The following is a 25,625-nucleotide window of genomic DNA, read 5'->3' as shown; positions in this document are numbered from 1 at the left end:
TTACGCTCCCACCGTGAAGGACACCGCACCGAGCGTTTGGAACACGGTGCGGATATGCTCGCCAACGCTGAGCGAATGCGCGGCGGTGGCGCCCCCGGCGAGCACGATATCGCCCGGCATCAGGCTCTCGCCCGCGCGGCCGACCAGACGGGCGGCGGAGACCAGCGAGCGCACCGGATTGCCGAGAATGGCGGCGCTGCTGCCAACCTGCACGGCGCGGCCATTTACTTCCATGACGATGCCGAGATTGGAGACATCGGTATCCGGTTTCGACCACGCGCCGACATAGAAGCCGGAGGAGGAGGAGTTGTCGGCGATCACGTCCGGCAGCGAGAACTTGAAGTTCTTGTAGCGGCTGTCGATGATCTCCATCGCCGGGGCGACGGCTTCCACCGCGGCCAGCGCCTCGGCGGCGGACACTTCGCCGGAGAGGGGCTTGCCGATGATGTAGGCGATCTCGGGCTCGACGCGCGCATGCACATAGCGGCCGAGCGAGAGCGTGCCGCCCTCCTCCAGGCGCATGGCGTCGGTCAGGCGGCCCCAGATGACCTCGGACACGCCGACCTGCTGCATCTTGGCGCGCGAGGTCAGGCCCATCTTGTAGCCCACCCGGCGCTCACCGCGCGCCCAGCGCCGCTGCACGTTGAGCAGCTGGATCGCGTAGGCGTCCTCGATGGTCAGGTCGGGATGTGTCTCGATCAGCTGCGTCGCCTCGGTGGCGGTGCGGGCGGCTTCGTCGAGCGTTGCGGCCAGAACGGAAAGATTGGCGCTCATGCCATTTCACCACGCTGCTTGAGGATGTCGAGGGCGACGTCGATGATCATGTCCTCCTGCCCGCCGACCATGCGGCGCTTGCCGAGTTCGGTGAGGATTTCACGGGTATCGACGCCATAGGTCTTGGAGGCGTTCTCGGCATGACGCAGGAAGGAGGAGTACACCCCGGCGTAGCCGAGCGAGAGGCTCTCGCGGTCCACGCGCACAGGGCGGTCCTGCAGCGGGCGCACGAGGTCGTCGGCGGCATCCATCAGCGTGTAGAGGTCGCAGCCGCTCTCGATGCCGTAACGGTCCAGCACCGCGATCAGCGCCTCCAGCGGCGCGTTGCCCGCACCGGCACCCATGCCGGCGAGCGAGGCATCGACGCGCACGGCGCCGGCCTTGAGGCCCGCCACGGCGTTAGCCACGCCCAGCGTCAGGTTATGGTGGGTATGCACGCCAATCTCGGTCTCCGGCTTCAGCGCCGCGCGCACGGCGGTGACGCGCTCGGCATATTGCTCGGGCAGCAGCGCGCCGGCGCTGTCGGTCACGTACACGCATTCCGCGCCGTAGCTCTCCATCAGCCTGGCCTGCTCAACGAGTTTCTCGACGGGCGCCATGTGCGCCATCATCAGGAAGCCCACCGTGTCCATGCCGAGCTTGCGCGCGGCTTCGATGTGCTGGCGGGAGACATCGGCCTCGGTGCAATGCGTGGCGATACGCACCGAGCGCGCGCCTGCATCCTTGGCGATTTTCAGGTCGTGCACGGTGGCGATGCCGGGCAGCAGCAGGATGGTGGGCACCGCGTGCTTGCACACGCTGGCGACAGCGGCGATCCACTCGGCATCGTCATGCGCGCCGAAGCCGTAGTTGAAGGTGGAGCCGGTGATGCCGTCGCCATGGCTGATCTCGATGGCATCGACCTTCGCCGCGTCCAGCGCGCGGGCGATGGCGGTGACGGTGTCCAGCGAATACTGGTGGCGGATGGAGTGCATGCCGTCACGCAGCGTGACGTCCTGCACATAGATCTTGTTCGGGTTGGGGCGGGCCATTTACGCAGCCTCCTTGATAAGTTCGCGCGCCGCCCAATGATCGGCGGTGACGAGCGCGGCGGATGTCATGATGTCGAGATTGCCGGCATAGGCGGGCAGGTAGTGCGCCGCGCCTTCGACCTCGAGCAGGATGGTGGTCTTGAGGCCGGAGGTGAAGCCGATACCGGGGATGCGCACGGGCGCGTTATCGCCGATATTCTCGAACTGCACCTTCTGCTTCAGGCGATAACCAGGCACGTAGGATTGCACGGCCTTCTCCATCTCGGCCACCGAGGCCTCGATCGCCTCGCGCGAGCCGCCCTGGCTGAGCACGAACACGGTGTCGCGCATGATCAGCGGCGGTTCGGCCGGGTTGAGGATGATGATGGCCTTACCGCGCTCCGCGCCGCCGAGCTTCTCGATGGCGTGCGAGGTGGTCTCGGTGAACTCGTCGATATTCGCGCGGGTGCCGGGACCTGCCGACTTCGAGGAGATCGAGGCGACGATCTCGCCATAAACCACGCGGTCAACGGCACGCTTCACGGCATAGACCATCGGGATGGTGGCCTGGCCGCCGCAGGTGACCATATTCACGTTCGGGGCGTCGATATTGGCGTCGCCATTGATGGCCGGGATGGTGAACGGACCAACGGCGGCGGGGGTCAGGTCGATAACCTTCTTGCCGTCGGCTTGCAGGATCGCGTTGTTCTTGATGTGCGCGCCGGCCGAGGTGGCGTCGAACACCACCTTGATATCTTTGTAGTTGGGCAGCTTGCGCAGGCCCTCGATGCCCTCATGCGTCACCGGCACGCCCAGGCGCGCGGCGCGGGCGAGACCGTCGGAATTCGGATCGATACCGACCATGGCGCCCATCTCCAGGTTCTTGGAGGTGCGCATGATCTTGATCATCAGGTCGGTGCCGATATTGCCGGAACCGATGATGGCGGCTTTAACTTTGGCCATTCTGTTACTCCTTCGCGAAAGCGGCGCGCACGGCGCCGAGACCTTCGATGCGCACATCGAACACGTCGCCCGGTTGCACGCCCACCATGGGGCCGAGCGCACCGGAGAGGATGGTGTCGCCCGCCAACAGCGGACGGCCGAGCTTGGCCATCACCTTGGCCAGCCACAGCGCGGCGTTGAGCGGCGAGCCGAGGCAGGCCGCACCGGCGCCGACCGAGACGGGTTCACCGGATTTTTCCATCACCATGCCGCACAGGCGCGGATCGAAATCCTTCAGCGTGACCGGGCGGGAGCCGAGCACGTACAGGCCGGAGGAGGCATTGTCGGCGATGGTGTCGGTAATGCGGATGTCCCAATTGGCGACGCGCGAACCGACGATCTCGATGGCGGGGACAGCGTACTCGATAGCACGGAACAGGTCCGCCGCGGTGAGCTGCGGCTCGGTAAGGTCGCGCCCCAGCACGAAGGCGATTTCGGCTTCGACCTTCGGCTGCAGCACGTCGGAGAGTGCCACTTCCTCGGCATCGCCGCGCGCCATGTCGGCGAACAGCATGCCATAATCGGGCTGGCCGACGCCGAGCTGCTTCTGCACCGCGAGCGAGGTCAGGCCAATCTTGCGCCCGACCAGACGCCGCCCGGCATCCACCGCACGCTGCGTGTTGATAGCCTGCACCGCATACGCGGCTTCGACATCGCCTTCCGCCAGCAGCGTGCGGATCGGGGCGGCGGGCTTGCCGCTCCGTGCCGCTTCAAACAGCAGGTCAGCAGCCTGCCGGATCGACTCTTGAGAACTCATGAAACCGCCTTACAGTTTGACGCAGACATTGGTCATTTCGGTATAGAATTCGAGCGAGTGGACACCGCCCTCGCGCCCGATGCCGGAGGCTTTGGCGCCGCCGAAGGCCGTGCGCAGATCGCGCAGGAACCAGGAGTTCACCCAGCAGATGCCGACTTCCAGCTTGGAGGCGACGCGATGGGCGCGGGAGAGGTTCTCCGTCCACACCGCCGCGGCCAAGCCATAAGGCGTGCCGTTGGCGAGCTTGATGACCTCCTCCTCGGTGTCGAAGGGGCGGATATGGCAGCATGGCCCAAAGATTTCCTCGGTCACGATGGCAGCATCGTCAGCCGCGCCGGTCCAGATGGTCGGCTGGATCCAGGCACCGCCGGCGAGGTCGCCCGGCATGTCGGGGATGCCGCCACCGGTGACAACCGTGGCACCCTGCTCAACCGCCTTGGCGTAGTAGGAAAGCACCTTCTTGCGGTGGGTATCGCTCACCAGCGGCCCGATGCCGGTGGTGGGGTCTTCCGGGCGGCCGAGCTTCAGCCCCTCGGCGCCGGCCTTCAGGCGGGCGACGAACTCATCGAAGATCGGACGCTGGACATAAACGCGCTCGGTGCCCAGGCAGACCTGGCCGCAATTGGCGAAGGCGGAGCGCATGGTGCCCTCGATGGCCTTGTCCATGTCGGCATCAGCGAAGACGATACCAGGGTTCTTGCCGCCCAGTTCCAGCGAGACCGGACGCACGCCGCGCGCGGCTTCGCGCATCAGCATCTCGCCCGAGCGGGTGGAGCCGGTGAAGGTGATGCCGTTCACGCCGGGGTGCTGGGTGAGGAACTCGCCAGCCGAATTGCCGCCGAAGCCATGCACCACGTTATACACGCCCTTGGGCACGCCGCAGGTGTTCATCACCTCGCCGAGCAGCGTGGCGGTGAGGGGGGTGGCCTCGGAGGGCTTGACGACGACGGTGTTGCCAAGTGCCAGCGCCGGGCCGACCTTCCAGGTCATCAGCAGCAGCGGCAGGTTCCAGGGCGAGATGACGGCGATGACGCCGCGCGGGCGGCGCAGGCCGTAGTTCAGCGCGCCTTTGCCGTCGGGCGTGTCCATCGGGAAGCACTCGGAGGAGACGGTCTTCGCCACGTCGATGAACATGGTGAAGTTGGCGGCACCGCGCGGAATGTCGATATGCGAGGCCAGGGACATCGGCTTGCCGGTATCCAGGCACTCGGCTTCCAGGAATTCGTCGAAGCGGCGGTTGATCTCGGCGGCAACCTTGTTGAGCAGCGCCGCGCGCTCGTTCAGGGTCATCTGGCCCCACGGGCCTTCCATGGCCGCGCGCGCGGCCTTCACCGCGGCGTCGATCTCGGCCTTGCCGCCTTCGGGCACGGAGCCGATGCGCGAGCCGTCAACGGGGCAGAAATTGTCGTAGAACTTGCCCGTCGTGCCCTGGGTGAATTCGCCATTGATGAAATGCGCGGCGTCGCGGCGGGCGCTGGACTCGGCCAGCGGGCGGCGCGGTTGCGAAAGAGCGTTCATGGTATCGTCCTCGTGAGCTGGTGAGGGGAGGGGATCAGGCCGCGAGGCCGATGGCTTTGAGCCCGGCGGCGGCGGCAACGCGGTCATCGTCCTCGGAGCCACCGGAAACGCCGATGCCGCCAATGACCGTGCCGTTTTGAATGATGGGCATCCCGCCGCCGAACAGAACCACATGCTCGCGGGAGGCGATGCCGTCCAGCAATACTTGGCTGTGGTTCAGGGCTGTGGCGAGGCCGTCCGTGCTGGCGCCGAAGATGGCGGCGGTCCAGGCTTTGTCGCGCGCGATGTCGATGGAGGCGACGAAGGCGCCGTCGGCGCGCAGGCAGGCCACGAGGTGTCCCCCGGGGTCCACCACCGCCGCCACGACGGCAACACCGCGCGCCTTGGCTGCATGTTGCGCCGCCTGCACCGCGGTGAGCGCGGCTTCGGTGGTGATGCTGGTGATGGTCCGGGAAATACTCATGGTCTGCCTTTGCTGTAGGTTAGGTAACGACGGACAGGAACGCTTCGTTCAGCTGCCGCTCGTAATAGAAGATAGCCTTGCCGATCTCGGTGTGGTCCCAGGTGCGGGTCGGGCTGTCGGGGTAGTAGGTGTAACCGCCGGCGAACACCTCGTTGCGGTTGCCGGAGGGGTCGAAGAAATAGATCGTCTGGCCACGGGTGATGCCGTGGCGAGTTGGGCCGACATCGCGGGAGATGTCATAGCAGGTGATGATATCCGCCGCATGGCCGACATCCGCCCAGCTTTCCAGCTCGAAGGAGACGTGGTGCGTCTTGCTCGGCTCGGGATGCTTCACGAAGGCGACGTCATGCGCTTTCATGCCGCAGGAGAGCCAGATGGCGAGCAGGCCGTCCGGCGTGTCCAGGCGCTCGGCGCAACGGAAGTCGAGGACCTTCTCGAAGAAGTCGAGGTTCTCGTCCACATTCGGGCCGTAGAAGAGGGCGTGGTCGAAGCGCCGCGCGCCCATGCCATGCGGCTCCACGCTCCACACATCCGGGTTGTGGATGAGCGGCTTCGGCTCGGAGAACTCGGCATGCGCGTAAAGCTCAAAGCGGTGACCGGAGGCGGTGGTGAAGCCGATACGCCGGCCAATACCGGGCTGCTCTCCGGCGGGAACGTGGTCGACCGGGTAGCCATAGGCCACAATGCGCTTCTCGAAGCTGTCGAGATCGGCCTCGGAGGCGACCTTGAAGGACATCAGGTCGGATCCGGCGTGGTCAGCCTTGCGCAGAATGACGGAGTGATGGTCGAATTCATCGCCGCTCTTGAGGTAAACGCGGCCATCCTCGCCGGTCATTACCTCGTGCAGGCCGATGCGCTTGGTGTAGTGGTCGATCGCCGCCTGCATGTCGAGCACGCGGACCTGCACGAAGCCTGGGCGTAAAACTCCGGTGAGAGCCATTTCTTGTTTTCTCCTAGGTTATATTAGGCGTTTGTTTGTGCGGCTGGGGCGCCTCAAGCCGCAATGAAAGATCGCCGAGGGCGTAAATGGCGCAGGACAGAACCAGCCCCACAGCCTCATCCGCCTCGGACACATGCGCCCGGCTCATCGGGTCGGTCCTGTAATTCCCGGAGAGCACACGCGCGCGGCAAACGCCGCAGCCACCGCGCCGGCAGCCCACGGGGAGCTTGCGCGGCAGGTTCTTCAGCCGGCCGAAGCCCTGCGCACGCTCGAGCGCCACCAAGACGCGCTCATTCTCGTAGCAGGTCGCCTCGCCGGCGTTTTCAACGGTGATCTTGTACGGAGCTGGCATCAGGCGCCGCCGCCGGTATGGCAAGGTTCCGTGCAGAAAGGCTGGTTTCTGAACATTTCATCCTGTCACTTGTTTTCCGGCGGCGCTCGCTTGCGCCGCTGTCTTAATGTTGAGGGCGGTTATCGGAGATCGGGAGGGAAGTGTCAATAATAATTTCGAGATTTTCGAGAAACTCGCGAAAAACAAAAATTGCTGCAGATGCGAAGGCTGTGGATTTTTTAATGAACTTGCATTTTACTTTACGAAAACCGTATTTTTATTGGACTGGTTACACGAACAGCCGACCGGCAGAGGTCTGGAGTTACAGCAAGCATGGATACCAATATGGCATCGGCACTGGCCCATGGCCCGAGGGTGGCCTCGGCCCGCAGCCTGGTGGAAGCGGCGCATGATACGATCCGCCATGAGATCCTCACCGGCTCCCTGGCGCCCGAGACCAAGCTGCGCTTCGAGATGCTGCGTAAGCGCTACGGCTTTGGCGCAAGCACGCTGCGCGAGGCGTTGACAAGGCTGGTGGGTGAGGCGCTGGTGACCTCGGAGGAGCAGAAGGGTTTCCGTGTTGCCCCGGTCTCGCTGGAGGATCTGGCAGACCTGACCCGCACGCGCATCTTCGTGGAGAAGGAGGCTCTGCGCGAATCGATCTTGGCGGGGGACGACGCCTGGGAAGGCCGGGTGGTCGCCGCGTATCACCGCCTCTCCAAGATCGAGGCGAAGCTGGCTCAAGGCCCGGAATATCAGCAGGATGAGTTCGAGGAGCGCAACCGCGAGTTCCACCAGGCGCTGATCAGCGCCTGTCCCTCGCGCTGGCTCAACCACCTGTATGGCATCCTGTTCCAGCAATCGGAGCGCTACCGCCGCATCTCGCTCGTCAATCGGGTGGTCTCGCGCGATGTGCATGGTGAGCACAAGGCCATTTTCGAGGCCGCTCTGGCGCGCGATGCGGATCTAGCCTGCAAAGTGGCGGGCGAGCATATCGAGCGGACGCTGGCGATCATGGCAAAAGTGTTGGCGGGATAGGGGGTTGGCCGGGGTTTCTTGAAATCTCGAAATTATTATTGACCACCGAAAAAAACTTCCCTAGAAATTTCTTCCAGTGAGATGCGCGAAGAAAAGAATGGCGCACCATGGTCTAGGAGGAAGCTGCATATGGCAAGCCGGAACCCCCCGGTGGCCGAGCCGCCGCAAGGTGCTGTGGAAAGCGCGTACGCCTTTGTCCGCGTGTTAGGGACGCGTTCGGGTCGGTTTGTGGAATTCGAGTTTGGAATCGGATCTGATGATCTGAAGGTGGAATTGATTCTGCCTTTCCAGGCCTTCAAGGAATTCTGCCAGGAGCGGCATGCCGAGATCCTGCCGCCGGCGGAGGGCGTTGCCACCGAACTGGACCGTCTGGCCTGGCGCGCGGGGCAGCCCGGCCTGCTCCGCCAGCCTGATAAAAACTGAAAAAGCCTGGTTTCCGCCTGCAATAATTACAACAAGCCGGGGTGCTGAACGCGCTCCACGGAGAGGATACGCATGACTGTACAGATCAAGACGATCGACCTTGCGCCAAAGCGCCATACATTTGGGCATATCGCCCGGCGTTTGGGCGAGGACAAGCCCGCCTCGCGCTACCAGGAGGCGACGTTCGACATCCAGGCAACCACGAATTTCCATTACAAGCCGCTTTGGGAGCCGGAATATTGGACCTACGACACGCGCAAGACCACCGTGGTGATGCAGGACTGGTACAAGCCGCTCGACCCGCGCCAGTATTATTACGCCGCCTACAATATCGCCCGCGCGAATATGAATCAGGCGGCGGAGCGGAACTTTGCCTTCGTGGAAGAGCGTGGCCTGCTCACTAAGGCTTCCGAATCCGCCCGTGGGGCCATCCGCCGCGGGCTGTTGCCGCTGCGCCACCTGCACTGGGGCAGCAACATGAACATGACCGAGATCTGCCAGCGCGGCTATGGCACCGCCGTTACGGCGCCGTGCATCTTCTCGGCGGGTGATCATCTCGGCATGGCGCAATATGTCAGCCGCATTGGGCTGCTGCTGGACAACCAGACCGGATCGACGCTGGATGAAGCCAAGCAGACTTGGCTGAACGATGCAGCCTGGCAGGACACCCGCCGGTTGATCGAGGATACGTTCGTCGAACGCGACTGGTTCCACCTCTTCGTGGCGCAGACGCTGGGCGTGAATGGCGTTCTTCTCTCGTTGATCTACAAGAATGTCGAATCCGCTTGGGACGATGCCGGGCTGACCGTGGCGCTGCTCACCGAGTTCATGAACGATTGGCGCGCCGAGGAGAGCCGCTGGAGCGATGCGGTGATCAAGATTGTCGCGGCGGAATCGGAGGAGAACAAGGCGCTGGTTTCCGGCTGGGCGAAGCACTGGATTGGCCGCGCCACAGAGGCGGCGAAGCCCCTCTCTGTCGCGCTGCTGAATGATGGCGGTACCGCCGCTATCGCCGCCGGTGAAGCGGCACTGAAGAAGGCTGCCAGCCTCGGCCTCGCGGTTTAAGGAAAGGAAACGAACATGGCCCAAATCGCCTCCATCACCCTCGTTCATACCGACGAGGCCCGCCCCATCATCGAAGCCATCATGGCTGATAATCCCGGTGTGCGCGTTATGAACATGCCAGGTGCTGTCAAGCTCGATTGCGACGGGACGATCACGGTGAAGCGTGCTTCCGTCGAGGAGCGGATCGGCCGCTCGTGGGACCCGCAGGAGATCCAGCTCGTGCTGGTTTCCATGGCCGGGAACCTGGACGAGGATGACGATCACTTCACGCTGAGCTGGCGCCACTAATTAAAAACGTAGAGGAAACAGAAAAGATGAGCGGTACCAAGAAGCTTGGATTGCGGCAGCGTTATGAATACCTGACGCGCGGGCTGGACTGGGAAACCAGCTACCAGCCGATGGACAAGGTGTTCCCCTACGATTCTTTCGAGGGCATCAAGATCAAGGATTGGTCGGCTTGGGAAGACCCGTTCCGCCTAACCATGGATTCGTACTGGAAATTCCAGGCGGAAAAGGAGCGTAAGCTCTACGCCGTGATCGACGCCTTCGCCCAGAATAACGGCCAGACCGGGATTTCCGACGGGCGTTATGCCAATGTGCTCAAGCTGTTCCTCACCGGCATCTCGCCGGAGGAATATCAGGCACATCGCGGCTTCGCCTTCGCTGGGCGGCATCTTCGTGGTGCCGGCACTCGCGTTGCAGCGCAGATGCAGTCGATCGACGAACTGCGCCATCTGCAGACGCAGGTGCACACGATCAGCCATTACAACAAGTACTTCGATGGCATAGGCGAGTTTCCACACATGCATGACCGCGTGTGGTATCTCTCCGTGCCGAAGAGCTTTTTCGACGATGCGCGCTCGGCCGGGCCGTTCGAGTTCATGATCGCGATCGGCTTCGCCTTCGAGTACCTGCTCACCAACCTGCTCTTCGTGCCGTTCATGTCGGGCGCCGCCTATAACGGCGACATGTCGACCGTGACCTTCGGCTTTTCCGCGCAGTCGGATGAGAGTCGCCACATGACGCTGGGCATCGAGGTGATCAAGTTCCTGCTGGAACAGCACCCGGACAATCTGCCGATCGTGCAGAAATGGGTGGATAAGTGGTTCTGGCGTGGCCACCGCCTGCTTGGCCTTGTCGCCATGATGATGGACTACATGCTGCCGAAAAAAGTGATGTCCTGGAAGGAAGCCTGGGATATCTACTTCGTGGAAGCCGGTGGCGCGCTGTTCCAGGATCTTGGCCGTTACGGGCTGAAGATGCCGAAATACGCCGATATCGCCACGGCGGAAGCCGAGCATATCTCGCACCAGAACTGGGCGGTGTTCTACCAGTACACCCACGCCGCGGCCTTCCATACCTGGATGCCGGATGCCGAGCATCTGGACTGGCTCTCTGAGAAATATCCCAACACGTTCGACAAGTATTATCGTCCGCGCTGGGAGATGTGGGCGAAGATGGAGAAAGAGGGTAAGCGTTTTTACAACAATGCGCTGCCGCAGCTCTGCCAGACCTGCCAGATCCCGATGGCCTATACTGAGCCCGGAAATCCGACCGAAATCTGCTTCCGCTCCACGCAGTACAAAGGTGACACCTATCATTTCTGCTCCGATGGCTGCAAAGACATCTTCTGCGATGAACCGGAGAAGTTCAGCCAGGCTTGGCTGCCGGTGCACCAGATCTTCCAGGGCAATTGCGGAGGCGCCACCGTGCCGGATGTGCTGCGCTGGTACAATATGAATGTCGGCGCCGATAACATGGACTATGTCGGCTCGCCGGATGAGAAGCTGTGGAACGAGTGGCACGCGGAAAAGCTTCGTCAAGCCAGCTGAAATAACAAAAAAAGACGCATGGCACCACGCGTGCCATGCGTATCCCTAAGGAGGAAAATATGTCCGTTGTCGCGCTTGCGCCCGGTTATGAGTCCAAGGTCGAGATCCGCGATCTCGAAACGAATTTTCACGGCAACATCCTGATCTTCGTGCATTGGGAGGAGCATCTCTCCTTCTGTTCAGCGATCGCCTTTCCACTGCCCCCAGGTATGCCGTTCGGGGCTTTCGTGAGTGAGGTGGTTGCGCCGCACTATGCCGCGCACCCGGATGCGGCGAATGTGGACTGGTCTAAGACGCTCTGGTCCATCGACGGCGAGAGGAAGTCGCCGGATTTCAGCGCCTCTTTGGCTGCCAATGGCCTGCACCACAAATCGCTGGTGCGGTTCTGGACGCCGGGTCTTTCCGGTGTGGCCTTCTCTTGAACTGAATGGAATAGGCTAATGAGCTACCAGCTGACCGTTGAGCCGGTGGGGGAGACCATCGAGGTCGAGGAAGGCCAGACGATCCTCGACGCGTGCCTGAGGCAGGGGATCTACCTGCCTTACGCCTGCGGGCATGGCCTGTGTGGCACCTGCAAGGTCGATGTTCTCGATGGCGAGGTGGACCATGCGGATGCGTCCAGCTTCGCGCTGATGGATTTCGAGCGCAGCGAAGGCAAGACACTTGCCTGCTCGGCGCGAATGAAAAGCGATGTCACCATCGAAGCGGATATCGAGGAGGACCCGGACCAGCGCCGGATTCCGATTCAGGACTTCAACGTTACGGTTGAGACGCTTGAGAACCTGACTCATGACGTGAAGGGGCTGCGCCTTCGTCTCGAAGGCAAAACCATCGATTTCCAGGCTGGCCAGTACGTCAATCTGAAATTGCCGGGGGTGGAGGGCACGCGCGCTTTCTCGATTGCGAATCCGCCATCGGAGAATGGGCATGTCGATCTGCAGATCCGCCTGTTGCCGGGCGGCAAGGGCACGACCTATATTCACGAGGTTTTGAAGGAGGGAGACAAGCTGACCCTTTCGGGTCCGTATGGCCGCTTCTTCGTGCGTAAATCCCGTGGCGGGCCGCTGCTGTTCCTGGCAGGCGGCACGGGCGTTTCCAGCCCGCGCTCGATGATCCTGGACCTGCTGGCCGAGGGCTACGCGGAGCCGATCACGCTGATCCATGGCGTGCGGACCCGGGCCGATCTCTACGGCGAATCGGAGTTTGAGGCGCTGGCCGCGAAGCACCCGAATTTCCGTTACGTTCCAGCATTGTCGTCGGAGCCGGAAGGCTCCGATTGGGCCGGGGAGCGGGGGTTTGTGCATGATGTGGCAGCAAGGCTGTACGATAAATTATTCGAGGGTTTGACTGCTTATCTGTGCGGTCCGCCGCCCATGATCGAGGCATGCGTCAATATGTTGATGCAAGGTCGTTTGTTTGAGAAACATATCTTGACTGAGCGGTTCCTTACCGCCAAAGATGACAAAAAAACGACGAGGAGCCCACTGTTCAAGACGATATAATCAAGCCGTTTGCTTGGAATCCGCAGGACTAAATCCCACCCCGGCGGGACTGAGAACGTTACGGTTTAGTTTATTGCGCTGTTGCCTGTTCAGCTTCGTGGTGCCGCTAGTCGGTGTGCTGCGTCAAAACGGGACAGTTCGGAGAGACTAAGCGCGGCTCAAAAAGGGCCGCGTGCCACAAATACAGGGAGAAGGAAATGTCGATGAAGCTGAAGCTGCTGACGAGTGCCGCCGCGCTGGCTGTGGCTGGGTCCGTGTTTACCGCCACCGCCGCCAAGGCCGAGGAGCTTTGGGATCCGTACCTGCGTGGTTTTGGCGAAGGTATCCCCTCGGGTGCTCTGGCGCCTCCGGGTTTCTATGGCGAGTTGGACAACTACTACGCCGATTACACTAAGTACGACCGTAACGGTAACTCGATTCCAGGCACGCATCTTTCCGCGCTGGTTGAAGTTCCGGTGCTGATCTATATCCCGAACTTCAAGGTTCTGGGCGCGACCTACGGCATGGCGATTGGCCTGCCGTTCGATTACACCTCCTACGCGCCAACACAGTCGGAGCATCCGGGTGGCGGCAATCTGGGCATGTACAACACCGTACTGATCCCGGGTGCTCTGTCCTGGCAGTTGCCTCATAATCTGTTTGCACGCGTCAGCCTGACCGTGCTGCTGCCGACCGCCACGAACACCATGAGCGATTACTTCCAGGGCAATGTGAAGAATGGCGGCGTGCCCTCGGGTAACGCGTTCACCACCTTCCAGCCTGATTTCGCTGTCAGCTGGCTGTATAATGGCTGGAATGTCACCGCCGCTGGCCATGTCAGCTTCAACGTTGGCGATGACAACAATTATGCTGGCATCCACGGCAACAGCTATCACTCCACCTCGGAGTTCACGGCGGACTACGCTGTGACCAAGACTATGGGCAGGTGGACGCTCGGCGTTGGTGGCAGCCAGGCGAATCAGTTCAGCAACGATACGCTGAATGGCGCCTCGGTAGCGAATACTCGTGTGACCAGCTACAGCGTTGGTCCGATCGTGGGCTATGAGTTCCCCGGTGGAATGAGCGTGACCGCGGTCTGGAACCATTTCGTCAGCGTGCATAACGACGTGGGCGGCGACTTCGTCGATTTCCGCTTCCTCACCGCGTTCGAAGGCTAGCTTAAGCAACACGGCAAACGGCCCGGTGCAAACCGGGCCGTTTTTGTTTGTGTTTAATGCAGCGTCAGCATCAGGGCGATGGGCAGGAACACCAGCGCCGCGATATTGCCAATGAGCACCATGGAGGCCACCTTGTCCGGTTCCTGGTTGTAACGTTCGGCGAACATGTAGTTGAGCACCGCAGGAGGCAGGGCGCCGAAGATAAGCAGCAGAGCCCGCTGCTGCGGCGGCAGGGGGATGATGGCCATCGCCGCCCATGCCATGGCCATGCCCAGCACCGGGCGCAACACGGCGCCAAGAATGCCGAACCCCACGGCATGAAACCGCGAATCGGCTAGCCTTGCGCCAAGGGCGAAGAGCATCAGCGGGATCGAGATATCGCCGAGCATCTTCATGGAGACGAGCAGTGGCGGCCAGATTTGGAACCCCGCCAGCGCCACCGCGAGCCCAACAATGGCCGCCTGGATGGAGGGCGAGCGCCACACCCCGGCGAGGCGTGCCTTATGGTCGAGCAGCCAGGTGCCGAAGGAGAATTGCGAGACGTTGGAGACAAGGAAGGTGATGACCGCCGGAGCCAATGCGTGCGGGCCGAAGGCGAGCACGGCGATGGGTAGGCCGAGATTGCCGCAATTATTGAACATCAGCGGCGGCACCAGGGTTTTCGGGTCGATTCGCAGCAGCCGCGCGATGCCCCATCCGGCCACGCCGCAACCCGCCACCACCAGCAGCGCCGCCGCCGCCAGCGCGGCAAAGCCACGGATGTGGAAATCCTTGTCCGCCATCGCGCTGAACACGAGGGCGGGGGTGAACACATCCATGTTCAGCCGGTTGGCGGTGGAGAGGTCCGGCTTGGTGCGCCGCCCGACGATGTAGCCCAGCGCGCTGATCGTGAATAACGGGAACAGCACGGAAACGATATGGCTGAGCATGGGCGGTGCGGTGTTTGGCGCTAGTACACGCTACCCGGCTTCACCGCCGGGCCGGAGGAGGGCTTGAACTTGCGGGCCAGGCGCTCGGTGCCACGTGCGAGCAGCGTGGCGTCCACTCCCACGGCGACGAAGCCGCAACCGGCATCGATATAGCTTTGCGACAAGGCTTCATCCGAGCTGAGGATGCCCGCCGCCTTGCCGGCCTTGCGGATGCGCGCGATGGCATCGAGGATCTTCCCCTGCACCTCCGGGTGGTCGGGCGCGCCGAGATAGCCGAGCGAGGCGGAGAGATCGGCCGGGCCGACGAAAATGCCGTCCACACCCGGCACGGCCAGGATGGCGTCGAGATTCTCCAGCGCAGTGCCGGATTCCACCTGCAATAGCAGGCAGACGCTGTCATCGGCGTGGTCCAGGTAGTCGCCAATCCGCCCCCAGCGCGAGGCGCGAGCGATGGCGCTGCCCACGCCGCGGATACCGGCGGGCGGGTAGCGCACGGCGCTCACCATGGCGGCGGCCTGTTCGGCGGTCTCGATCATCGGGATCAGTAGGCTGCGCACGCCGATGTCCAAAAGTTGCTTGATGCGGTGCGGCTCGCCAACCGGCGGGCGGACAACGGCCTCGGTGCCGTAGGGGGCGATGGCCTGCAACTGTCCCAGCACGCTACGCAGGTCGTTGGGCGCGTGCTCACCGTCGATCAATACCCAATCGAATCCGGCCCCGGCGCAAATCTCTGCGGAATACGGGTCCGCTAGGGTCAGCCACAGGCCGATCATCGTCTCTCCCCGGGCGAGGGATGATTTGAAAACATTTTCGGTGGAGTCTGGCATCTTGGCGTTCCGTGTGTGTGATTTCTGGTGTTTTAGCGCCTTTTGCGATGCACCACAAACCAGGGGGCGAGTTTGGTGCTGGCGAGATGCTCTATATCCTGTAGGTATTGAAATATACATAATCAGTGTTGGACCCGAAAATCTCGAAATTCTATTCCAATGTCAGCCATCGGGGGCTGTTCCCCGATATTCGTACAACAAAAGCAAGCAAGGAAACGCAAGCATGCTGGACGATTTTTCGCAGTCCCCTCTCGGCGCCATGCTGGAGGATGATCCCGCCACCGGCCATTACCGCTGCCGCCGCGACATCTTTACCGACCCCGAGCTGTTCGAGCTGGAGATGGAGCACATCTTCGAAGGTAACTGGGTGTTCCTGGCGCATGAGACGCAGATCCCGAACAACAACGACTACTTCACCACCAATATCGGCCGTCAGCCGATCGTCATCGCGCGCAACCGCAATGGCGAGTTGAATGCCTTCATCAACGCGTGCAGCCATCGCGGCGCGATGATTTGCCGTCGCAAGCGCGGCAACCAGGGTACCTATACCTGCCCGTTCCATGGCTGGACCTTCAACAACTCCGGCAAGCTGCTTAAGGTGAAGGATCCCGAGGGTGCGGAGTACCCCGAGAGCTTCAACAAGCAGGGCTCGCACGACCTGACCAAGGTGGCTCGGTTCGAGAGCTATCGCGGTTTCCTGTTCGGCAGCCTGAACGCGGATGTGAAGTCGCTGGCCGAGCACCTGGGCGAAGCCGCCAAGATCATCGACATGATCGTTGACCAATCTCCTGAAGGGCTGGAAGTGCTGGATGGCGCCTCCACCTATGTGTATGACGGCAACTGGAAGCTGCAGGCCGAGAATGGCGCCGATGGCTACCACGTGACCGCGACGCATTGGAACTACGCGGCCACCACCGGCCGCCGCAAGGAGCTGGAGCGCGAGGATGGCGTGCGCGCCATGTCCGCCGGTGGCTGGGCGAAAACTGGTGGCGGATCGTACTCTTTTGAGCATGGCCATATGCTACTCTGGACCAACTGGGCCAACCCCGAGGACCGTCCGAACTGGAACCGCCGCGAGGAACTGGCGGAGAAGTTCGGCCAAGCCATGGCGGACTGGATGGTGCTGCGCTCGCGCAATCTGTGCCTGTACCCGAACGTCTATCTGATGGACCAGTTCAGCTCGCAGATCCGCGTTCTGCGCCCGATCTCCGTCGATAAGACCGAGGTGACGATCTACTGCATCGCGCCGAAGGGCGAGGATGCCGAGGCCCGCGCCCACCGCATCCGCCAGTACGAGGATTTCTTTAACGCCTCCGGCATGGCGACGCCGGATGACCTCGAGGAATTCCGTGCCTGCCAGGAAGGTTACAAGGGTCGCGCCGCGGCGTGGAACGATCTTTCGCGCGGTGCCAAGCACTGGGTGAAGGGGCCGGATGAGACGGCCAAGGTCATCGGCCTGAACCCGCTGCTCAGCGGTACCCGCACCGAGGATGAGGGGCTGTACGTGGAACAGCACCGCTACTGGCTGGAAACGATGAACAAGGTGCTGGAAGGTGAGTTCCAGGCCGAAGAAGAATAACGTCAAGAAGCACGGGATAAAAACGATATGATCACGACCGAACAGGTCCAGGCGTTCCTGTATAAGGAAGCTCGTTTCCTCGATGACCGTCAGTGGGATTCCTGGCTGGAACTCTATGCGCCGGAAGCTGAATTCTGGATGCCGTCCTGGAAGGAGGACGATGCGCTGGTGACCGATCCCCAGCGCCAGATCTCGCTGATTTACTATCCGAACCGCGGCGGGCTGGAGGATCGCATCTTCCGTATCCGCACCGAGCGCTCCAGCGCCTCGACCCCGGAGCCGCGCACCTCGCATAATATCAGCAATCTCGAGGTCCTCGAGCAGAGCGCCAACGAGTGCAAGTTGCGCTTCAATTGGTTCACGCTGAGCCATCGTTACAAGACGACCGACACGTTCTTCGGTGTGTCGTTCTACACGCTTGACATCTCTGGTGCGGAACCAAAGATCACGAACAAGAAAGTGGTGCTGAAGAACGATTACATCCACCACGTCGTCGACATCTACCATATCTGACCTGGGGAGGGAGGGTATCATGGCTTTCAAGGTTGCGCTCAACTTCGAGGACGGCGTCACGCGCTTCATCAACTGCCCGGAGACGGACACAGTGGCTGACGCGTCCTATCGCGCCGGGATCAACATCCCGCTGGACTGCCGTGACGGCGCCTGCGGCACCTGCAAACTGTTCTGCGAGTCCGGCAAATACGATGGCGGGTCCTATATTGAGGACGCGCTGACGGATGAGGAGGCAGCCCAGGGTTTTGCCCTGGCCTGCCAGATGCGCCCGCGCTCGGACCTCGTGCTGAACATTCCGGTGCCTTCGTCGGCCTGCAAGACCGGGCCGGTGAAGCAGACCGCAACGCTGGAAGCTGTGAACAAGCTCTCTCCCACGACGATCTCGTTTTCGCTCAAGCTGGCCGAGCCGGTGACATTCCTGCCCGGCCAGTATGTGAACATCGAGGTTCCTGGTACCAACCAGCAACGAGCCTATTCCTTCAGCTCCGCACCGGGGGCGGAGGTGGCGAGCTTCCTCATCCGCAATATTCCTGGCGGGTTGATGAGCACGTTCATCGCCAACGCGCAGCCAGGCGTGGAGCTTAACTTTGTCGGCCCCTCCGGCAGCTTCTTCCTGCGCGAGGTGAAGCGTCCGCTGCTGCTGCTTGCCGGTGGCACCGGGCTTGCGCCGCTGCTGTCCATGCTGGGGCATCTGCAGGCCAAACCGCCCGGGCATAAGGTGCATCTCATCTACGGTGTCACCAACGACGAAGATCTGGTGGAAACGGCGGCGCTGGACGAGTACGCGGCGAAGATTCCCGGTTTCACCTGGGAAGCCTGCATTGCCAACCCGAATGGCGCCTATCCGCGCAAGGGCTACGTGACGCAATACATCCTGCCTGAGCACATCAATGGTGGCGATGTCGATGTGTATCTCTGTGGCCCACCGCCGATGGTCGAAGCCGTGCGCAAATACTTCGCTGATAGCGGCGTCACCCCGGCGAGCTTCCATTACGAGAAGTTCAACCCCAGCGCCCCGGTGGACAAGGCGGCATGAGCGCTCCTGCCTGGCCCGGAAGATTCGCGGGCAAAATCGCGGTGATCACTGGCGCCGCGCAGGGCATTGGCCAGCAGGCCGCCCTGCGTATGGCGCGAGAGGGAGCATCCTTGGTGCTGGCCGACCGTTCCCCACTGGTGGATGAGGTGCGGGATGAGGCGCGCTCGCTTGGCGCCGAGGCCATCGCCGTGCAGGCGGACCTTGAGCAATATGCGGGGGCCGAGGCGGTGATGCAGGCGGCTGAACAAAAATTCGGCCGCCTCGATGTGCTCATCAACAACATTGGCGGCACGATCTGGGCCAAGCCCTATGGCGAGTACACGCCGGAGCAGATCGAGGCGGAAATCCGACGCTCGCTGTTCCCCACGCTTTGGGGCTGCCGCGCGGCGCTGCCTTTATTCCTGGCGGGCAAGGGCGGGGCGATCGTCAACATCTCTTCCGTCGCCACGCGCGGGCTGATGCGCGTGCCTTACGGCGCTGCGAAGGGCGGTGTGAACGCGCTCACTGTGAATCTCGCCTGGGAATATGCGGCGCAGAACATCCGCGTGAACGCCGTGGCCCCTGGCGGCACCGAGGCCCCGCCACGGCGCGTTCCGCGCAATACGGCGGAGCAGACCGATAGGGAGAAGGCTTGGTATCAGTGCCTCATCGACCAGACGCTGCAATCGAGCCTGATGCACCGATACGGCACGCTGGATGAGCAGGTGAGCGCGATCCTGTTCCTGGCCTCCGACGAAGCCTCCTACATCACCGGCATCACGATCCCCGTGGCCGGCGGAGACATAGGTTAGTCTTCAAGTCTGGCTGGGGCGGGCCAGCCCCAGTCGGTATAAGTTTCCACGATCACGCGCGACATCACCGAAAGCATCGGCGAGGTGTCTCCCGCCCGGCGGCTCATGATGATCGGCGAGGCGGCGGCGGGATCGTCGAGGTCGCGGTACACGATGTCGTCGCGCTTCAGCCTCGCCACGGAAACCGGCACGATGGCGCAGCCGATCTCGGCGGCCACCAGCCCGATGGCGGTTTGCAGCTCACGAGCTTCATGCACGATATTTGGCTCCAGCCCGCGGTCGTGGAACAGCGAGATCACTTGATCCGCATAGCTCGGGCGCGGCTCACGCGGATAGATGATCAGTGCTTCCCGCGCGAGTTCGGCGAGGCCGAGCGGTCCTTCGGCGCTGGCCAGCGGATGCGCCACCGGCAGCGCCACCACCAGCGGCTCGTTGCGCAGCACGTCCCGCCGCACGGCGGGATCCTCCAGCCGGATGCGCCCGAACCCGACATCGATCCGCCCCTCCTTCAGCGCCGCGATCTGCTCGTAGCTCACCATTTCCACCAGGCTCAGCTCCACCTCTGGCGCCGTGGAGCGGAAGCGGCGGATCAGGTTCGGCAGTGCCGCGTAAATGGTGGAGGGCGCAAAGCCGATGACGAAGCGCGGCTTTCCCGCCTCTTTCAGCCGGTGCATCATCATCCGCACCGTGTCCACGCGCTCCAGCACCTGCACGGCCTGTTCCAGAAACAGCCGCCCAGCCTCGGTGGTTTTCAGGGGGCGACTCTCGCGCTCGAAGAGTTGCAGCCCGAGTTCCTCCTCGAGCTGTTGGATCTGTCGGCTCAAGGGCGGTTGCGCGATATGCAGCCGCTCGGCCGCGCGCGTGAAATTACGCTCCTGCGCGACGGCGACGAAATAGCGCAGATGGCGCAGTTCCATAAAATATTCCTCGGTAGTCTCAAGGCCTTGCCTGAGCCATGTTCTCTACCGTGGCAATATGCGCGCACTGGCCGGTGATGCAAGCGGGGGGGCGGTTACCGGCGCGGAATGAGCCGCAGGCCCCGCAGCAGCGGCGGCATGGTCAGCCCTTGGCCGACGACCGAGAAGATGACCACGGCGAAGGTGGCGGTGAGGATGGCATCGCGATAGGGCAGAGCGGGCGGCAAGGAGAGGGCAAGTGCGAGGCCCAGCGCGCCGCGCAGGCCGCCCCACCACAACACATGCTGCATGGGCAGCGGCATGGCCCAGCGTGAGCGGGCAAAGCACAGGCAGAGCGGATACACGGTCAGCGCACGGCTCAGCAGCACCAGGGCGATGACGGCCAGCAGCCCAATCTCGGTTGGCTCGGTTATGTGCATGCCGCCCACGGCCAGCCCGATGAGCAGGAACACCAGCGAATTGGCGATAAAGGCGATGAACTCCCACAGCGCCAATACGAACTGACGGCCATGCGGGGTGATCCGGCTGGCGTCGGTCTCGGCCAGAATGCCGAGATTGCCGATCACCAACCCGGCGGTGACGGTGGCCAGCACACCCGAGCAGCCGAGATGCTGCGCGAACAGAAAGGCCCCATAGGCGGCGACGGTGGTGAGCGTGCTCTCCACCAGATGGTCAGTCGTCCGCCCCGCCAGCCCCAGCACCAGCGCCGCAGTGGCCAGCCCGATAAGGATGCCTCCCGCAACCGTCCAGCCAAGGCTCAGCGCCACGCCGGGCAGGCTCTGCGGCGCGCCGCTGGCCTGCGCCCAGGTCAGCACCAGGGTGAACAGCACCGCCGCCACACCGTCGTTGAACAGGCTCTCGGACTCCACCAGCAGGCGCAGCCGCCCCGTGAGGTTGTTGTCCTTGAACATGGCGATAACCGCGACCGGGTCGGTGGCCGCGATCAGCGCGCCGAACAAGGCCGCCGTTGGCAAGGGCCAGCCCAGCCCCCAGACCATTCCGGCACTCACCGTTGCGGCGGCGATGAGCGTGCCGGCGATGGAGAGTACCAGCACGGGCAAAGCATCCTGGCGCAACTCGCGCCAATGGATGTTGATCGCGGCCTCGAACAGCAGCGGCGGCAGGATGAGGGTGTAGATGATCTCATGCGTGAGGGTGATGCCGGTATGCACCCGCGCCATGGCCAGCACTGCCCCGGCCAGCACCAACCCCACCGTGTAGGGCAGATGCAGGCGCCGCGCGATGAGCGCCACGGCGATGGCGGCAAGCAACAGGCCGAGCGTGCTTGTGATAAGGGTGTCCATAATATCTGGTTTCTGGGGTATGGGGGCGGCGCTGTGAAGCCGGAATCGGCGGGGGCAGGTGGCAATCCGCAAAGCCGTGCTAAAGGGTAAGCAACCGATAACGATCTAGGAGAGTTACATGGCCTATGAAACGCTGCTCGTCGAAACCCACGGCGCCGTCACGCTCATCCGCCTCAACCGCCCACAGGCGCTCAACGCCCTGAATTCCCAGGTGCAGAAGGATCTCGTCGCCGCCTTCGCCGCCTATGATGCCGATTCCACCCAGCGCTGCCTGGTGCTCACCGGCTCCGAGAAAGCCTTCGCCGCAGGGGCGGACATCAAGGAAATGCAGCCGCTGAGCTTCGCCGACATGTATGGCCAGAACTTCTTCGCGGGCTATGAGCAGGTTACCGCCACCCGCAAGCCCTGGATCGCGGCCGTGGCCGGATTCGCCCTGGGCGGCGGCTGCGAGCTGGCCATGATGGCCGACTACATCATCGCCGCCGACACCGCGAAGTTTGGCCAGCCCGAGGTGAAGCTCGGCGTGCTGCCCGGCATGGGCGGCAGCCAGCGCCTGACACGCGCCGTGGGCAAGGCCAAGGCCATGCAGATGTGCCTGACCGGGCGCTTCATGGACGCCGCCGAGGCCGAGAGCGCCGGGCTGGTGGCCCAGGTGGTGCCCGCCGCCGGGCTGCTGGACGAGGCGCTGAAGCAGGCCCAGGCGATTGCCGACATGGCGCCGCTGGCCGCCATCGCCAACAAGGAGGCGGTGAACGCCGCGTTCGAGACCACGCTCTCCACTGGCGTGCATTTCGAGCGCCGCCTGTTTAACGCGCTCTGCTCCACCGCCGACAAGGTGGAAGGCATGGCCGCCTTCTCCGAGAAGCGCAAAGGGGTGTGGCGCGGCGCGTAAAACCTGGATTTTGGGCAGGTCTGCGGCCGTAAAAGTGTTTACTTTTACGGCCGCAGGTATGTAAAATACTTCACATAATTACAGTTTTTTTGCAGTTTTCGGGTGGCTTTGGCGACATTTTTCTCTCCCTATTCCGTTCATGAGTTTGTATGTGTCTGTTGCATCGCAACAAGCGCTCCCCTAACCCGACGGAAGACTGAAAATGTCCTATCAAGACCATATTTCGCAGGTTTCCCAGCTCGTCCAGGCCAAGAACGGCACCTGGGACGGCATCAGCCCTGAATACGTGGCGCGCATGCGTCTGCAGAACCGGTTCACCACCGGGCTCGACATCGCCAAGTACACCGCCAAGATCATGCGCGAGGACATGGCCGCTTACGACGCCGATCCCGCCAACTACACCCAGTCCCTGGGCTGCTGGCACGGCTTCATCGCCCAGCAGAAGATGATCTCCATCAAGAAGCATTTCGGCTCCACCAAGCGCCGCTACATCTACCTCTCCGGCTGGATGGTCGCCGCCCTGCGCTCCGAGTTCGGCCCGCTGCCGGACCAGTCCATGCACGAGAAGACCTCCGTGCCCGCGCTGATCGAGGAGATCTACACCTTCCTGCGTCAGGCCGACGCCCGTGAGCTCGGCATGCTGTTCCGCGACCTCGATGCCGCCCGTGCCGCTGGCGATGTCGCCAAGCAGAAGGAAGTGCAGCACAAGATCGACACCTACGAGACCCATGTCGTGCCCATCATCGCCGACATCGACGCCGGTTTCGGTAACGCCGAGGCGACCTACCTTCTGGCCAAGAAGATGATCGAAGCCGGCGCCTGCGCGCTGCAGATCGAGAATCAGGTGTCCGACGAGAAGCAGTGTGGCCACCAGGACGGCAAGGTGACCGTGCCGCACGAGGATTTCGTGGCCAAGATCCGCGCCCTGCGCTACGCCTTCCTGGAGCTGGGCGTTGAGGACGGCGTGATCGTCGCCCGTACCGACAGCCTCGGTGCTGGCCTAACCAAGCAGATCGCCTTCTCCAAGGAGCCGGGCGACATTGGCGACCAGTACAACGCCTTCCTGGATTGCGAGGAAGTGGAAGCCGACGCCGCCCATAACGGCGACGTGATCATCAACCGCAACGGCAAGCTGCTGCGTCCGAAGCGTCTGCCCTCCAACCTGTACCAGTTCCGTCCGGGCACCGGCGCGGACCGTTGCGTGCTGGATTGCATCAACGCCCTGAACCACGGCGCCGACCTGCTGTGGATCGAGACCGAGAAACCCCATGTCGAGCAGATCGCGTCCATGATGGACAAGATCCGCGAAGTGTGGCCGAACGCCAAGCTGACCTACAACAACTCGCCGTCCTTCAACTGGACGCTCAACTTCCGCCAGCAGGTCTATGATGCCTGGAAGGAAGCCGGCAAGGACGTCACCCCGTACGACCGCGCCAAGCTGATGAGCGTGGACTACGACGCCACCCCGCTGGCGCTCGAAGCCGACGACAAGATCCGCACCTTCCAGCGCGATGCTGCGAAGCGCGCGGGCATCTTCCACCACCTCATCACCCTGCCGACCTACCACACCGCGGCCCTGTCCACCGACAACCTGGCCAAGGAGTATTTCGGCGAGATGGGCATGCTGGGCTACGTGGCTGGCGTGCAGCGCAAGGAGATCCGTCAGGGCATCGCCTGCGTGAAGCACCAGAACATGTCCGGCTCCGACATCGGTGACGACCACAAGGAGTATTTCGCGGGTGAGGCTGCCCTGAAGGCGGGCGGCGTGCACAACACCATGAACCAGTTCGCCGCCTAATCAGCGTCAACCGGTTCACGGGATTGGGCCCGGGGGAAACCCCGGGCCCTTTTTGTTTTACGCGCCTTTAAAGCCGGTCAGCACGTTCACCGCGTTGATGCCGATTTCCGCCACGGCGTAGCCGCCTTCCATCACGAACAGCGTCGGTTTGTTCAGCGCCTTGATCATCGCGCCGATGCGCGTGAAATGCTCGTGCTCCAGCTTGAAATGCGAGATCGGGTCGTCCTTGTACGTATCCACGCCGAGCGAGACGACCACCACATCCGGCGCATAAGCCGCGATCCGCTTGATTCCCTCTTGCAGCGCCGCTTCGTAGCCCGGCCATTCCGTGCCCCAATGCAGCGGGAAGTTCAGGTTGTAGCCTTCGCCCTTGCCAGCACCCTTTTCATCCTCGAAGCCCAGCAGATACGGGTATTCCTGGTCCGGGTGGCCGTGCAGCGAAACGAAGAACACATCGTCACGATTATAGAAGATTTGCTGCGTGCCATTGCCGTGATGGTAGTCCACGTCCAGAATCGCGACGCGCTTGGCCCCGTCATCCAGCAGCTTCTGCGCGGCAATGGCGGCGTTGTTGAGGAAGCAATAACCGCCGTAATGGTCGGCCCCCGCATGGTGCCCAGGCGGGCGGCAGAGCGAGAAGGCTGCGCGCTCGCCGCCCTGAAGCAGGGTCGCGCCGGTCAGCGCCACATCCACTGAGGATTTGATCGCCTGCCAGCTTGTGGCGGTGAGCGCCGTGCCGCAGTCAAAGCTGTAAAAGGCAAGCCGTCCGTCCAGCGAGGTTGGCACGCGGTCCATGCGCATTCCCCGCGTCGGCCAGGTGTACGGATAGGCGGCGCCGGAACGGCCCAGTTCCACCCATTCCTTGTGTGCGCTTTGCAGCAGCTCCATTAGCCCCGGCGCATGCACGCGGGTGATGGGCTCCAGCGGGAAAATTTGCGGCGCGATTACCTCGCCCAGCTCCATTTCGCGCACCCGCGCCAGCACCAGCTCTGCCCGTTCCGGCTTCTCGAAGGCCGGGACAAACTCGCCGAACAGCAATTCTCCTGGGGCGTGATGCAGGAAATGGTCCGCGCTATAGACAATCTTCATGCCGCTCATCCTTTTTGGTGCAAGGCAAGGGCATCATATGCGGGGTTGGTCATGCGTCCAGCGGGGTTCCGCAATTCGCGGCGATGGGGTAGGCGATCGTTGCCTTGGTGGTGGGCCGGGTATAAGTGGCAAGAGACA

The 25,625-nt window shown here is 62.7% G+C and carries 27 protein-coding genes; 14 read left to right on the top strand and 13 right to left on the bottom strand.

Features of this window, described 5'->3' with window-relative positions; genetic code table 11:
* The 8 genes from HNP71_RS12685 to HNP71_RS12650 are packed head-to-tail and all read right to left on the bottom strand — an operon-like array spanning nt 1 to nt 6,816.
* Nucleotides 1-774, bottom strand: a complete 774-nt coding sequence (locus HNP71_RS12685) for a 2-keto-4-pentenoate hydratase (RefSeq protein ID WP_183267315.1) — start codon at nt 772-774, stop codon at nt 1-3.
* Complete coding sequence (gene dmpG, locus HNP71_RS12680) at nt 771-1,805, bottom strand: 4-hydroxy-2-oxovalerate aldolase (RefSeq protein WP_183267314.1); 1,035 nt, start codon at nt 1,803-1,805, stop codon at nt 771-773. The genes HNP71_RS12685 and dmpG overlap by 4 nt, the downstream gene beginning before the upstream one ends.
* The gene (locus HNP71_RS12675; RefSeq protein ID WP_183267313.1) at nt 1,806-2,747 is read right to left on the bottom strand and encodes an acetaldehyde dehydrogenase (acetylating); all 942 of its coding nucleotides are present in this window, start codon (nt 2,745-2,747) and stop codon (nt 1,806-1,808) included.
* Nucleotides 2,748-2,751: 4 nt separating this feature from the next.
* Nucleotides 2,752-3,543: a 2-keto-4-pentenoate hydratase gene (locus HNP71_RS12670; protein WP_183267312.1), complete on the bottom strand. Its 792-nt coding sequence runs from the start codon at nt 3,541-3,543 to the stop codon at nt 2,752-2,754.
* Nucleotides 3,544-3,552: 9 nt separating this feature from the next.
* Nucleotides 3,553-5,061, bottom strand: coding sequence for a 2-hydroxymuconic semialdehyde dehydrogenase (locus HNP71_RS12665; protein ID WP_183267311.1), 1,509 nt, complete (start codon nt 5,059-5,061; stop codon nt 3,553-3,555).
* A gap of 34 nt (nt 5,062-5,095) precedes the next feature.
* Nucleotides 5,096-5,524 (bottom strand): GlcG/HbpS family heme-binding protein, encoded by a 429-nt coding sequence (locus HNP71_RS12660; RefSeq protein WP_183267310.1) that lies wholly within the window; start codon nt 5,522-5,524, stop codon nt 5,096-5,098.
* Nucleotides 5,525-5,543: 19 nt separating this feature from the next.
* A complete protein-coding gene (locus tag HNP71_RS12655; RefSeq protein ID WP_183267309.1) occupies nt 5,544-6,464 on the bottom strand; it encodes a catechol 2,3-dioxygenase in 921 nt (306 codons plus the stop codon).
* Nucleotides 6,465-6,477: 13 nt separating this feature from the next.
* Nucleotides 6,478-6,816 (bottom strand): 2Fe-2S iron-sulfur cluster-binding protein, encoded by a 339-nt coding sequence (locus tag HNP71_RS12650; RefSeq protein ID WP_183267308.1) that lies wholly within the window; start codon nt 6,814-6,816, stop codon nt 6,478-6,480.
* Between the two features lie 312 nt (nt 6,817-7,128).
* Between HNP71_RS12650 and HNP71_RS12645 the strand changes: the two genes are divergently transcribed.
* From HNP71_RS12645 to HNP71_RS12610, 8 genes are all read left to right on the top strand, one after another.
* The gene (locus HNP71_RS12645; protein WP_221246894.1) at nt 7,129-7,833 is read left to right on the top strand and encodes an FCD domain-containing protein; all 705 of its coding nucleotides are present in this window, start codon (nt 7,129-7,131) and stop codon (nt 7,831-7,833) included.
* Nucleotides 7,834-7,962: 129 nt separating this feature from the next.
* Nucleotides 7,963-8,256 (top strand): phenol hydroxylase subunit, encoded by a 294-nt coding sequence (locus HNP71_RS12640; protein ID WP_183267307.1) that lies wholly within the window; start codon nt 7,963-7,965, stop codon nt 8,254-8,256.
* Nucleotides 8,257-8,328: 72 nt separating this feature from the next.
* Entirely contained in the window at nt 8,329-9,321 is a 993-nt protein-coding gene (locus HNP71_RS12635; protein ID WP_183267306.1) for an aromatic/alkene monooxygenase hydroxylase subunit beta, read from the top strand.
* 15 nt (nt 9,322-9,336) lie between these two features.
* Entirely contained in the window at nt 9,337-9,609 is a 273-nt protein-coding gene (locus HNP71_RS12630) for an MmoB/DmpM family protein (RefSeq protein WP_183267305.1), read from the top strand.
* A gap of 26 nt (nt 9,610-9,635) precedes the next feature.
* Complete coding sequence (locus HNP71_RS12625) at nt 9,636-11,153, top strand: aromatic/alkene/methane monooxygenase hydroxylase/oxygenase subunit alpha (protein ID WP_183267304.1); 1,518 nt, start codon at nt 9,636-9,638, stop codon at nt 11,151-11,153.
* Between the two features lie 59 nt (nt 11,154-11,212).
* Nucleotides 11,213-11,575, top strand: a complete 363-nt coding sequence (locus tag HNP71_RS12620; RefSeq protein WP_183267303.1) for a phenol hydroxylase subunit P4 — start codon at nt 11,213-11,215, stop codon at nt 11,573-11,575.
* Between the two features lie 18 nt (nt 11,576-11,593).
* On the top strand, nt 11,594-12,655 hold the full coding sequence (locus HNP71_RS12615; RefSeq protein WP_183267302.1) for an NADH:ubiquinone reductase (Na(+)-transporting) subunit F: 1,062 nt from the start codon (nt 11,594-11,596) through the stop codon (nt 12,653-12,655).
* A gap of 203 nt (nt 12,656-12,858) precedes the next feature.
* A complete protein-coding gene (locus HNP71_RS12610; RefSeq protein WP_183267301.1) occupies nt 12,859-13,812 on the top strand; it encodes a SphA family protein in 954 nt (317 codons plus the stop codon).
* A gap of 53 nt (nt 13,813-13,865) precedes the next feature.
* Here HNP71_RS12610 and HNP71_RS12605 read toward each other — a convergent pair whose 3' ends face one another.
* Nucleotides 13,866-14,741 carry an AEC family transporter gene (locus HNP71_RS12605; RefSeq protein WP_183267300.1) on the bottom strand — a complete coding sequence of 292 codons (876 nt, stop codon included), beginning with the start codon at nt 14,739-14,741 and terminating at the stop codon, nt 13,866-13,868.
* Between the two features lie 20 nt (nt 14,742-14,761).
* Nucleotides 14,762-15,568 (bottom strand): 4-hydroxy-2-oxoheptanedioate aldolase, encoded by an 807-nt coding sequence (gene hpaI / locus HNP71_RS12600; RefSeq protein WP_183267299.1) that lies wholly within the window; start codon nt 15,566-15,568, stop codon nt 14,762-14,764.
* Between the two features lie 223 nt (nt 15,569-15,791).
* Here hpaI and benA point away from each other — a divergent pair, with 223 nt between their 5' ends.
* The 4 genes from benA to HNP71_RS12580 are packed head-to-tail and all read left to right on the top strand — an operon-like array spanning nt 15,792 to nt 19,487.
* Nucleotides 15,792-17,147 (top strand): benzoate 1,2-dioxygenase large subunit, encoded by a 1,356-nt coding sequence (gene benA / locus HNP71_RS12595; protein ID WP_183267298.1) that lies wholly within the window; start codon nt 15,792-15,794, stop codon nt 17,145-17,147.
* 27 nt (nt 17,148-17,174) lie between these two features.
* The gene (benB, locus tag HNP71_RS12590; protein WP_183267297.1) at nt 17,175-17,660 is read left to right on the top strand and encodes a benzoate 1,2-dioxygenase small subunit; all 486 of its coding nucleotides are present in this window, start codon (nt 17,175-17,177) and stop codon (nt 17,658-17,660) included.
* A gap of 19 nt (nt 17,661-17,679) precedes the next feature.
* Complete coding sequence (gene benC, locus HNP71_RS12585; RefSeq protein WP_183267296.1) at nt 17,680-18,696, top strand: benzoate 1,2-dioxygenase electron transfer component BenC; 1,017 nt, start codon at nt 17,680-17,682, stop codon at nt 18,694-18,696.
* Nucleotides 18,693-19,487, top strand: a complete 795-nt coding sequence (locus HNP71_RS12580; RefSeq protein WP_183267295.1) for a 1,6-dihydroxycyclohexa-2,4-diene-1-carboxylate dehydrogenase — start codon at nt 18,693-18,695, stop codon at nt 19,485-19,487. The genes benC and HNP71_RS12580 overlap by 4 nt, the downstream gene beginning before the upstream one ends.
* Here the strand turns inward: HNP71_RS12580 and HNP71_RS12575 are convergent.
* Together HNP71_RS12575 and HNP71_RS12570 are read right to left on the bottom strand one after the other, a co-directional pair.
* Nucleotides 19,484-20,404: a LysR family transcriptional regulator gene (locus tag HNP71_RS12575; protein ID WP_183267294.1), complete on the bottom strand. Its 921-nt coding sequence runs from the start codon at nt 20,402-20,404 to the stop codon at nt 19,484-19,486. The two genes, HNP71_RS12580 and HNP71_RS12575, sit on opposite strands and share 4 nt — an antisense overlap.
* 95 nt (nt 20,405-20,499) lie before the next feature.
* Nucleotides 20,500-21,708 (bottom strand): cation:proton antiporter, encoded by a 1,209-nt coding sequence (locus HNP71_RS12570; protein WP_183267293.1) that lies wholly within the window; start codon nt 21,706-21,708, stop codon nt 20,500-20,502.
* 118 nt (nt 21,709-21,826) lie between these two features.
* On the opposite strand from HNP71_RS12570, the gene HNP71_RS12565 reads away from it, so the two are divergent.
* A complete protein-coding gene (locus tag HNP71_RS12565) occupies nt 21,827-22,600 on the top strand; it encodes an enoyl-CoA hydratase-related protein (protein WP_183267292.1) in 774 nt (257 codons plus the stop codon).
* Nucleotides 22,601-22,802: 202 nt separating this feature from the next.
* Entirely contained in the window at nt 22,803-24,398 is a 1,596-nt protein-coding gene (locus tag HNP71_RS12560) for an isocitrate lyase (RefSeq protein WP_183267291.1), read from the top strand.
* A 57-nt stretch (nt 24,399-24,455) separates the two neighbouring features.
* Here HNP71_RS12560 and HNP71_RS12555 read toward each other — a convergent pair whose 3' ends face one another.
* The gene (locus HNP71_RS12555) at nt 24,456-25,487 is read right to left on the bottom strand and encodes a histone deacetylase family protein (RefSeq protein WP_183267290.1); all 1,032 of its coding nucleotides are present in this window, start codon (nt 25,485-25,487) and stop codon (nt 24,456-24,458) included.
* Between the last annotated feature and the right edge of the window lie 138 nt (nt 25,488-25,625).

It is taken from the genome of Acidocella aromatica (assembly GCF_014201825.1).
GTDB classification, from domain to species: domain Bacteria; phylum Pseudomonadota; class Alphaproteobacteria; order Acetobacterales; family Acetobacteraceae; genus Acidocella; species Acidocella aromatica.
This window is presented reverse-complemented; position numbering and strand designations above follow the sequence as displayed.

What these genes read in the sequence shown, in the direction of transcription:
- HNP71_RS12655 (WP_183267309.1), bottom strand. Translation starts at nt 6,464, where the DNA reads ATGGCTCTCACCGGAGTTTTACGCCCAGGCTTCGTGCAGGTCCGCGTG.
- HNP71_RS12665 (WP_183267311.1), bottom strand. Translation starts at nt 5,061, where the DNA reads ATGAACGCTCTTTCGCAACCGCGCCGCCCGCTGGCCGAGTCCAGCGCC.
- HNP71_RS12570 (WP_183267293.1), bottom strand. Translation starts at nt 21,708, where the DNA reads ATGGACACCCTTATCACAAGCACGCTCGGCCTGTTGCTTGCCGCCATC.
- dmpG (WP_183267314.1), bottom strand. Translation starts at nt 1,805, where the DNA reads ATGGCCCGCCCCAACCCGAACAAGATCTATGTGCAGGACGTCACGCTG.
- HNP71_RS12660 (WP_183267310.1), bottom strand. Translation starts at nt 5,524, where the DNA reads ATGAGTATTTCCCGGACCATCACCAGCATCACCACCGAAGCCGCGCTC.
- benB (WP_183267297.1), top strand. Translation starts at nt 17,175, where the DNA reads ATGATCACGACCGAACAGGTCCAGGCGTTCCTGTATAAGGAAGCTCGT.
- HNP71_RS12610 (WP_183267301.1), top strand. Translation starts at nt 12,859, where the DNA reads ATGAAGCTGAAGCTGCTGACGAGTGCCGCCGCGCTGGCTGTGGCTGGG.
- HNP71_RS12630 (WP_183267305.1), top strand. Translation starts at nt 9,337, where the DNA reads ATGGCCCAAATCGCCTCCATCACCCTCGTTCATACCGACGAGGCCCGC.
- HNP71_RS12560 (WP_183267291.1), top strand. Translation starts at nt 22,803, where the DNA reads ATGTCCTATCAAGACCATATTTCGCAGGTTTCCCAGCTCGTCCAGGCC.
- HNP71_RS12640 (WP_183267307.1), top strand. Translation starts at nt 7,963, where the DNA reads ATGGCAAGCCGGAACCCCCCGGTGGCCGAGCCGCCGCAAGGTGCTGTG.
- HNP71_RS12565 (WP_183267292.1), top strand. Translation starts at nt 21,827, where the DNA reads ATGGCCTATGAAACGCTGCTCGTCGAAACCCACGGCGCCGTCACGCTC.
- HNP71_RS12685 (WP_183267315.1), bottom strand. Translation starts at nt 774, where the DNA reads ATGAGCGCCAATCTTTCCGTTCTGGCCGCAACGCTCGACGAAGCCGCC.
- HNP71_RS12575 (WP_183267294.1), bottom strand. Translation starts at nt 20,404, where the DNA reads ATGGAACTGCGCCATCTGCGCTATTTCGTCGCCGTCGCGCAGGAGCGT.
- hpaI (WP_183267299.1), bottom strand. Translation starts at nt 15,568, where the DNA reads ATGCCAGACTCCACCGAAAATGTTTTCAAATCATCCCTCGCCCGGGGA.
- HNP71_RS12580 (WP_183267295.1), top strand. Translation starts at nt 18,693, where the DNA reads ATGAGCGCTCCTGCCTGGCCCGGAAGATTCGCGGGCAAAATCGCGGTG.
- HNP71_RS12670 (WP_183267312.1), bottom strand. Translation starts at nt 3,543, where the DNA reads ATGAGTTCTCAAGAGTCGATCCGGCAGGCTGCTGACCTGCTGTTTGAA.
- HNP71_RS12650 (WP_183267308.1), bottom strand. Translation starts at nt 6,816, where the DNA reads ATGCCAGCTCCGTACAAGATCACCGTTGAAAACGCCGGCGAGGCGACC.
- HNP71_RS12615 (WP_183267302.1), top strand. Translation starts at nt 11,594, where the DNA reads ATGAGCTACCAGCTGACCGTTGAGCCGGTGGGGGAGACCATCGAGGTC.
- HNP71_RS12620 (WP_183267303.1), top strand. Translation starts at nt 11,213, where the DNA reads ATGTCCGTTGTCGCGCTTGCGCCCGGTTATGAGTCCAAGGTCGAGATC.
- HNP71_RS12675 (WP_183267313.1), bottom strand. Translation starts at nt 2,747, where the DNA reads ATGGCCAAAGTTAAAGCCGCCATCATCGGTTCCGGCAATATCGGCACC.
- HNP71_RS12645 (WP_221246894.1), top strand. Translation starts at nt 7,129, where the DNA reads ATGGATACCAATATGGCATCGGCACTGGCCCATGGCCCGAGGGTGGCC.
- HNP71_RS12605 (WP_183267300.1), bottom strand. Translation starts at nt 14,741, where the DNA reads ATGCTCAGCCATATCGTTTCCGTGCTGTTCCCGTTATTCACGATCAGC.
- HNP71_RS12635 (WP_183267306.1), top strand. Translation starts at nt 8,329, where the DNA reads ATGACTGTACAGATCAAGACGATCGACCTTGCGCCAAAGCGCCATACA.
- benC (WP_183267296.1), top strand. Translation starts at nt 17,680, where the DNA reads ATGGCTTTCAAGGTTGCGCTCAACTTCGAGGACGGCGTCACGCGCTTC.
- HNP71_RS12625 (WP_183267304.1), top strand. Translation starts at nt 9,636, where the DNA reads ATGAGCGGTACCAAGAAGCTTGGATTGCGGCAGCGTTATGAATACCTG.
- HNP71_RS12555 (WP_183267290.1), bottom strand. Translation starts at nt 25,487, where the DNA reads ATGAAGATTGTCTATAGCGCGGACCATTTCCTGCATCACGCCCCAGGA.
- benA (WP_183267298.1), top strand. Translation starts at nt 15,792, where the DNA reads ATGCTGGACGATTTTTCGCAGTCCCCTCTCGGCGCCATGCTGGAGGAT.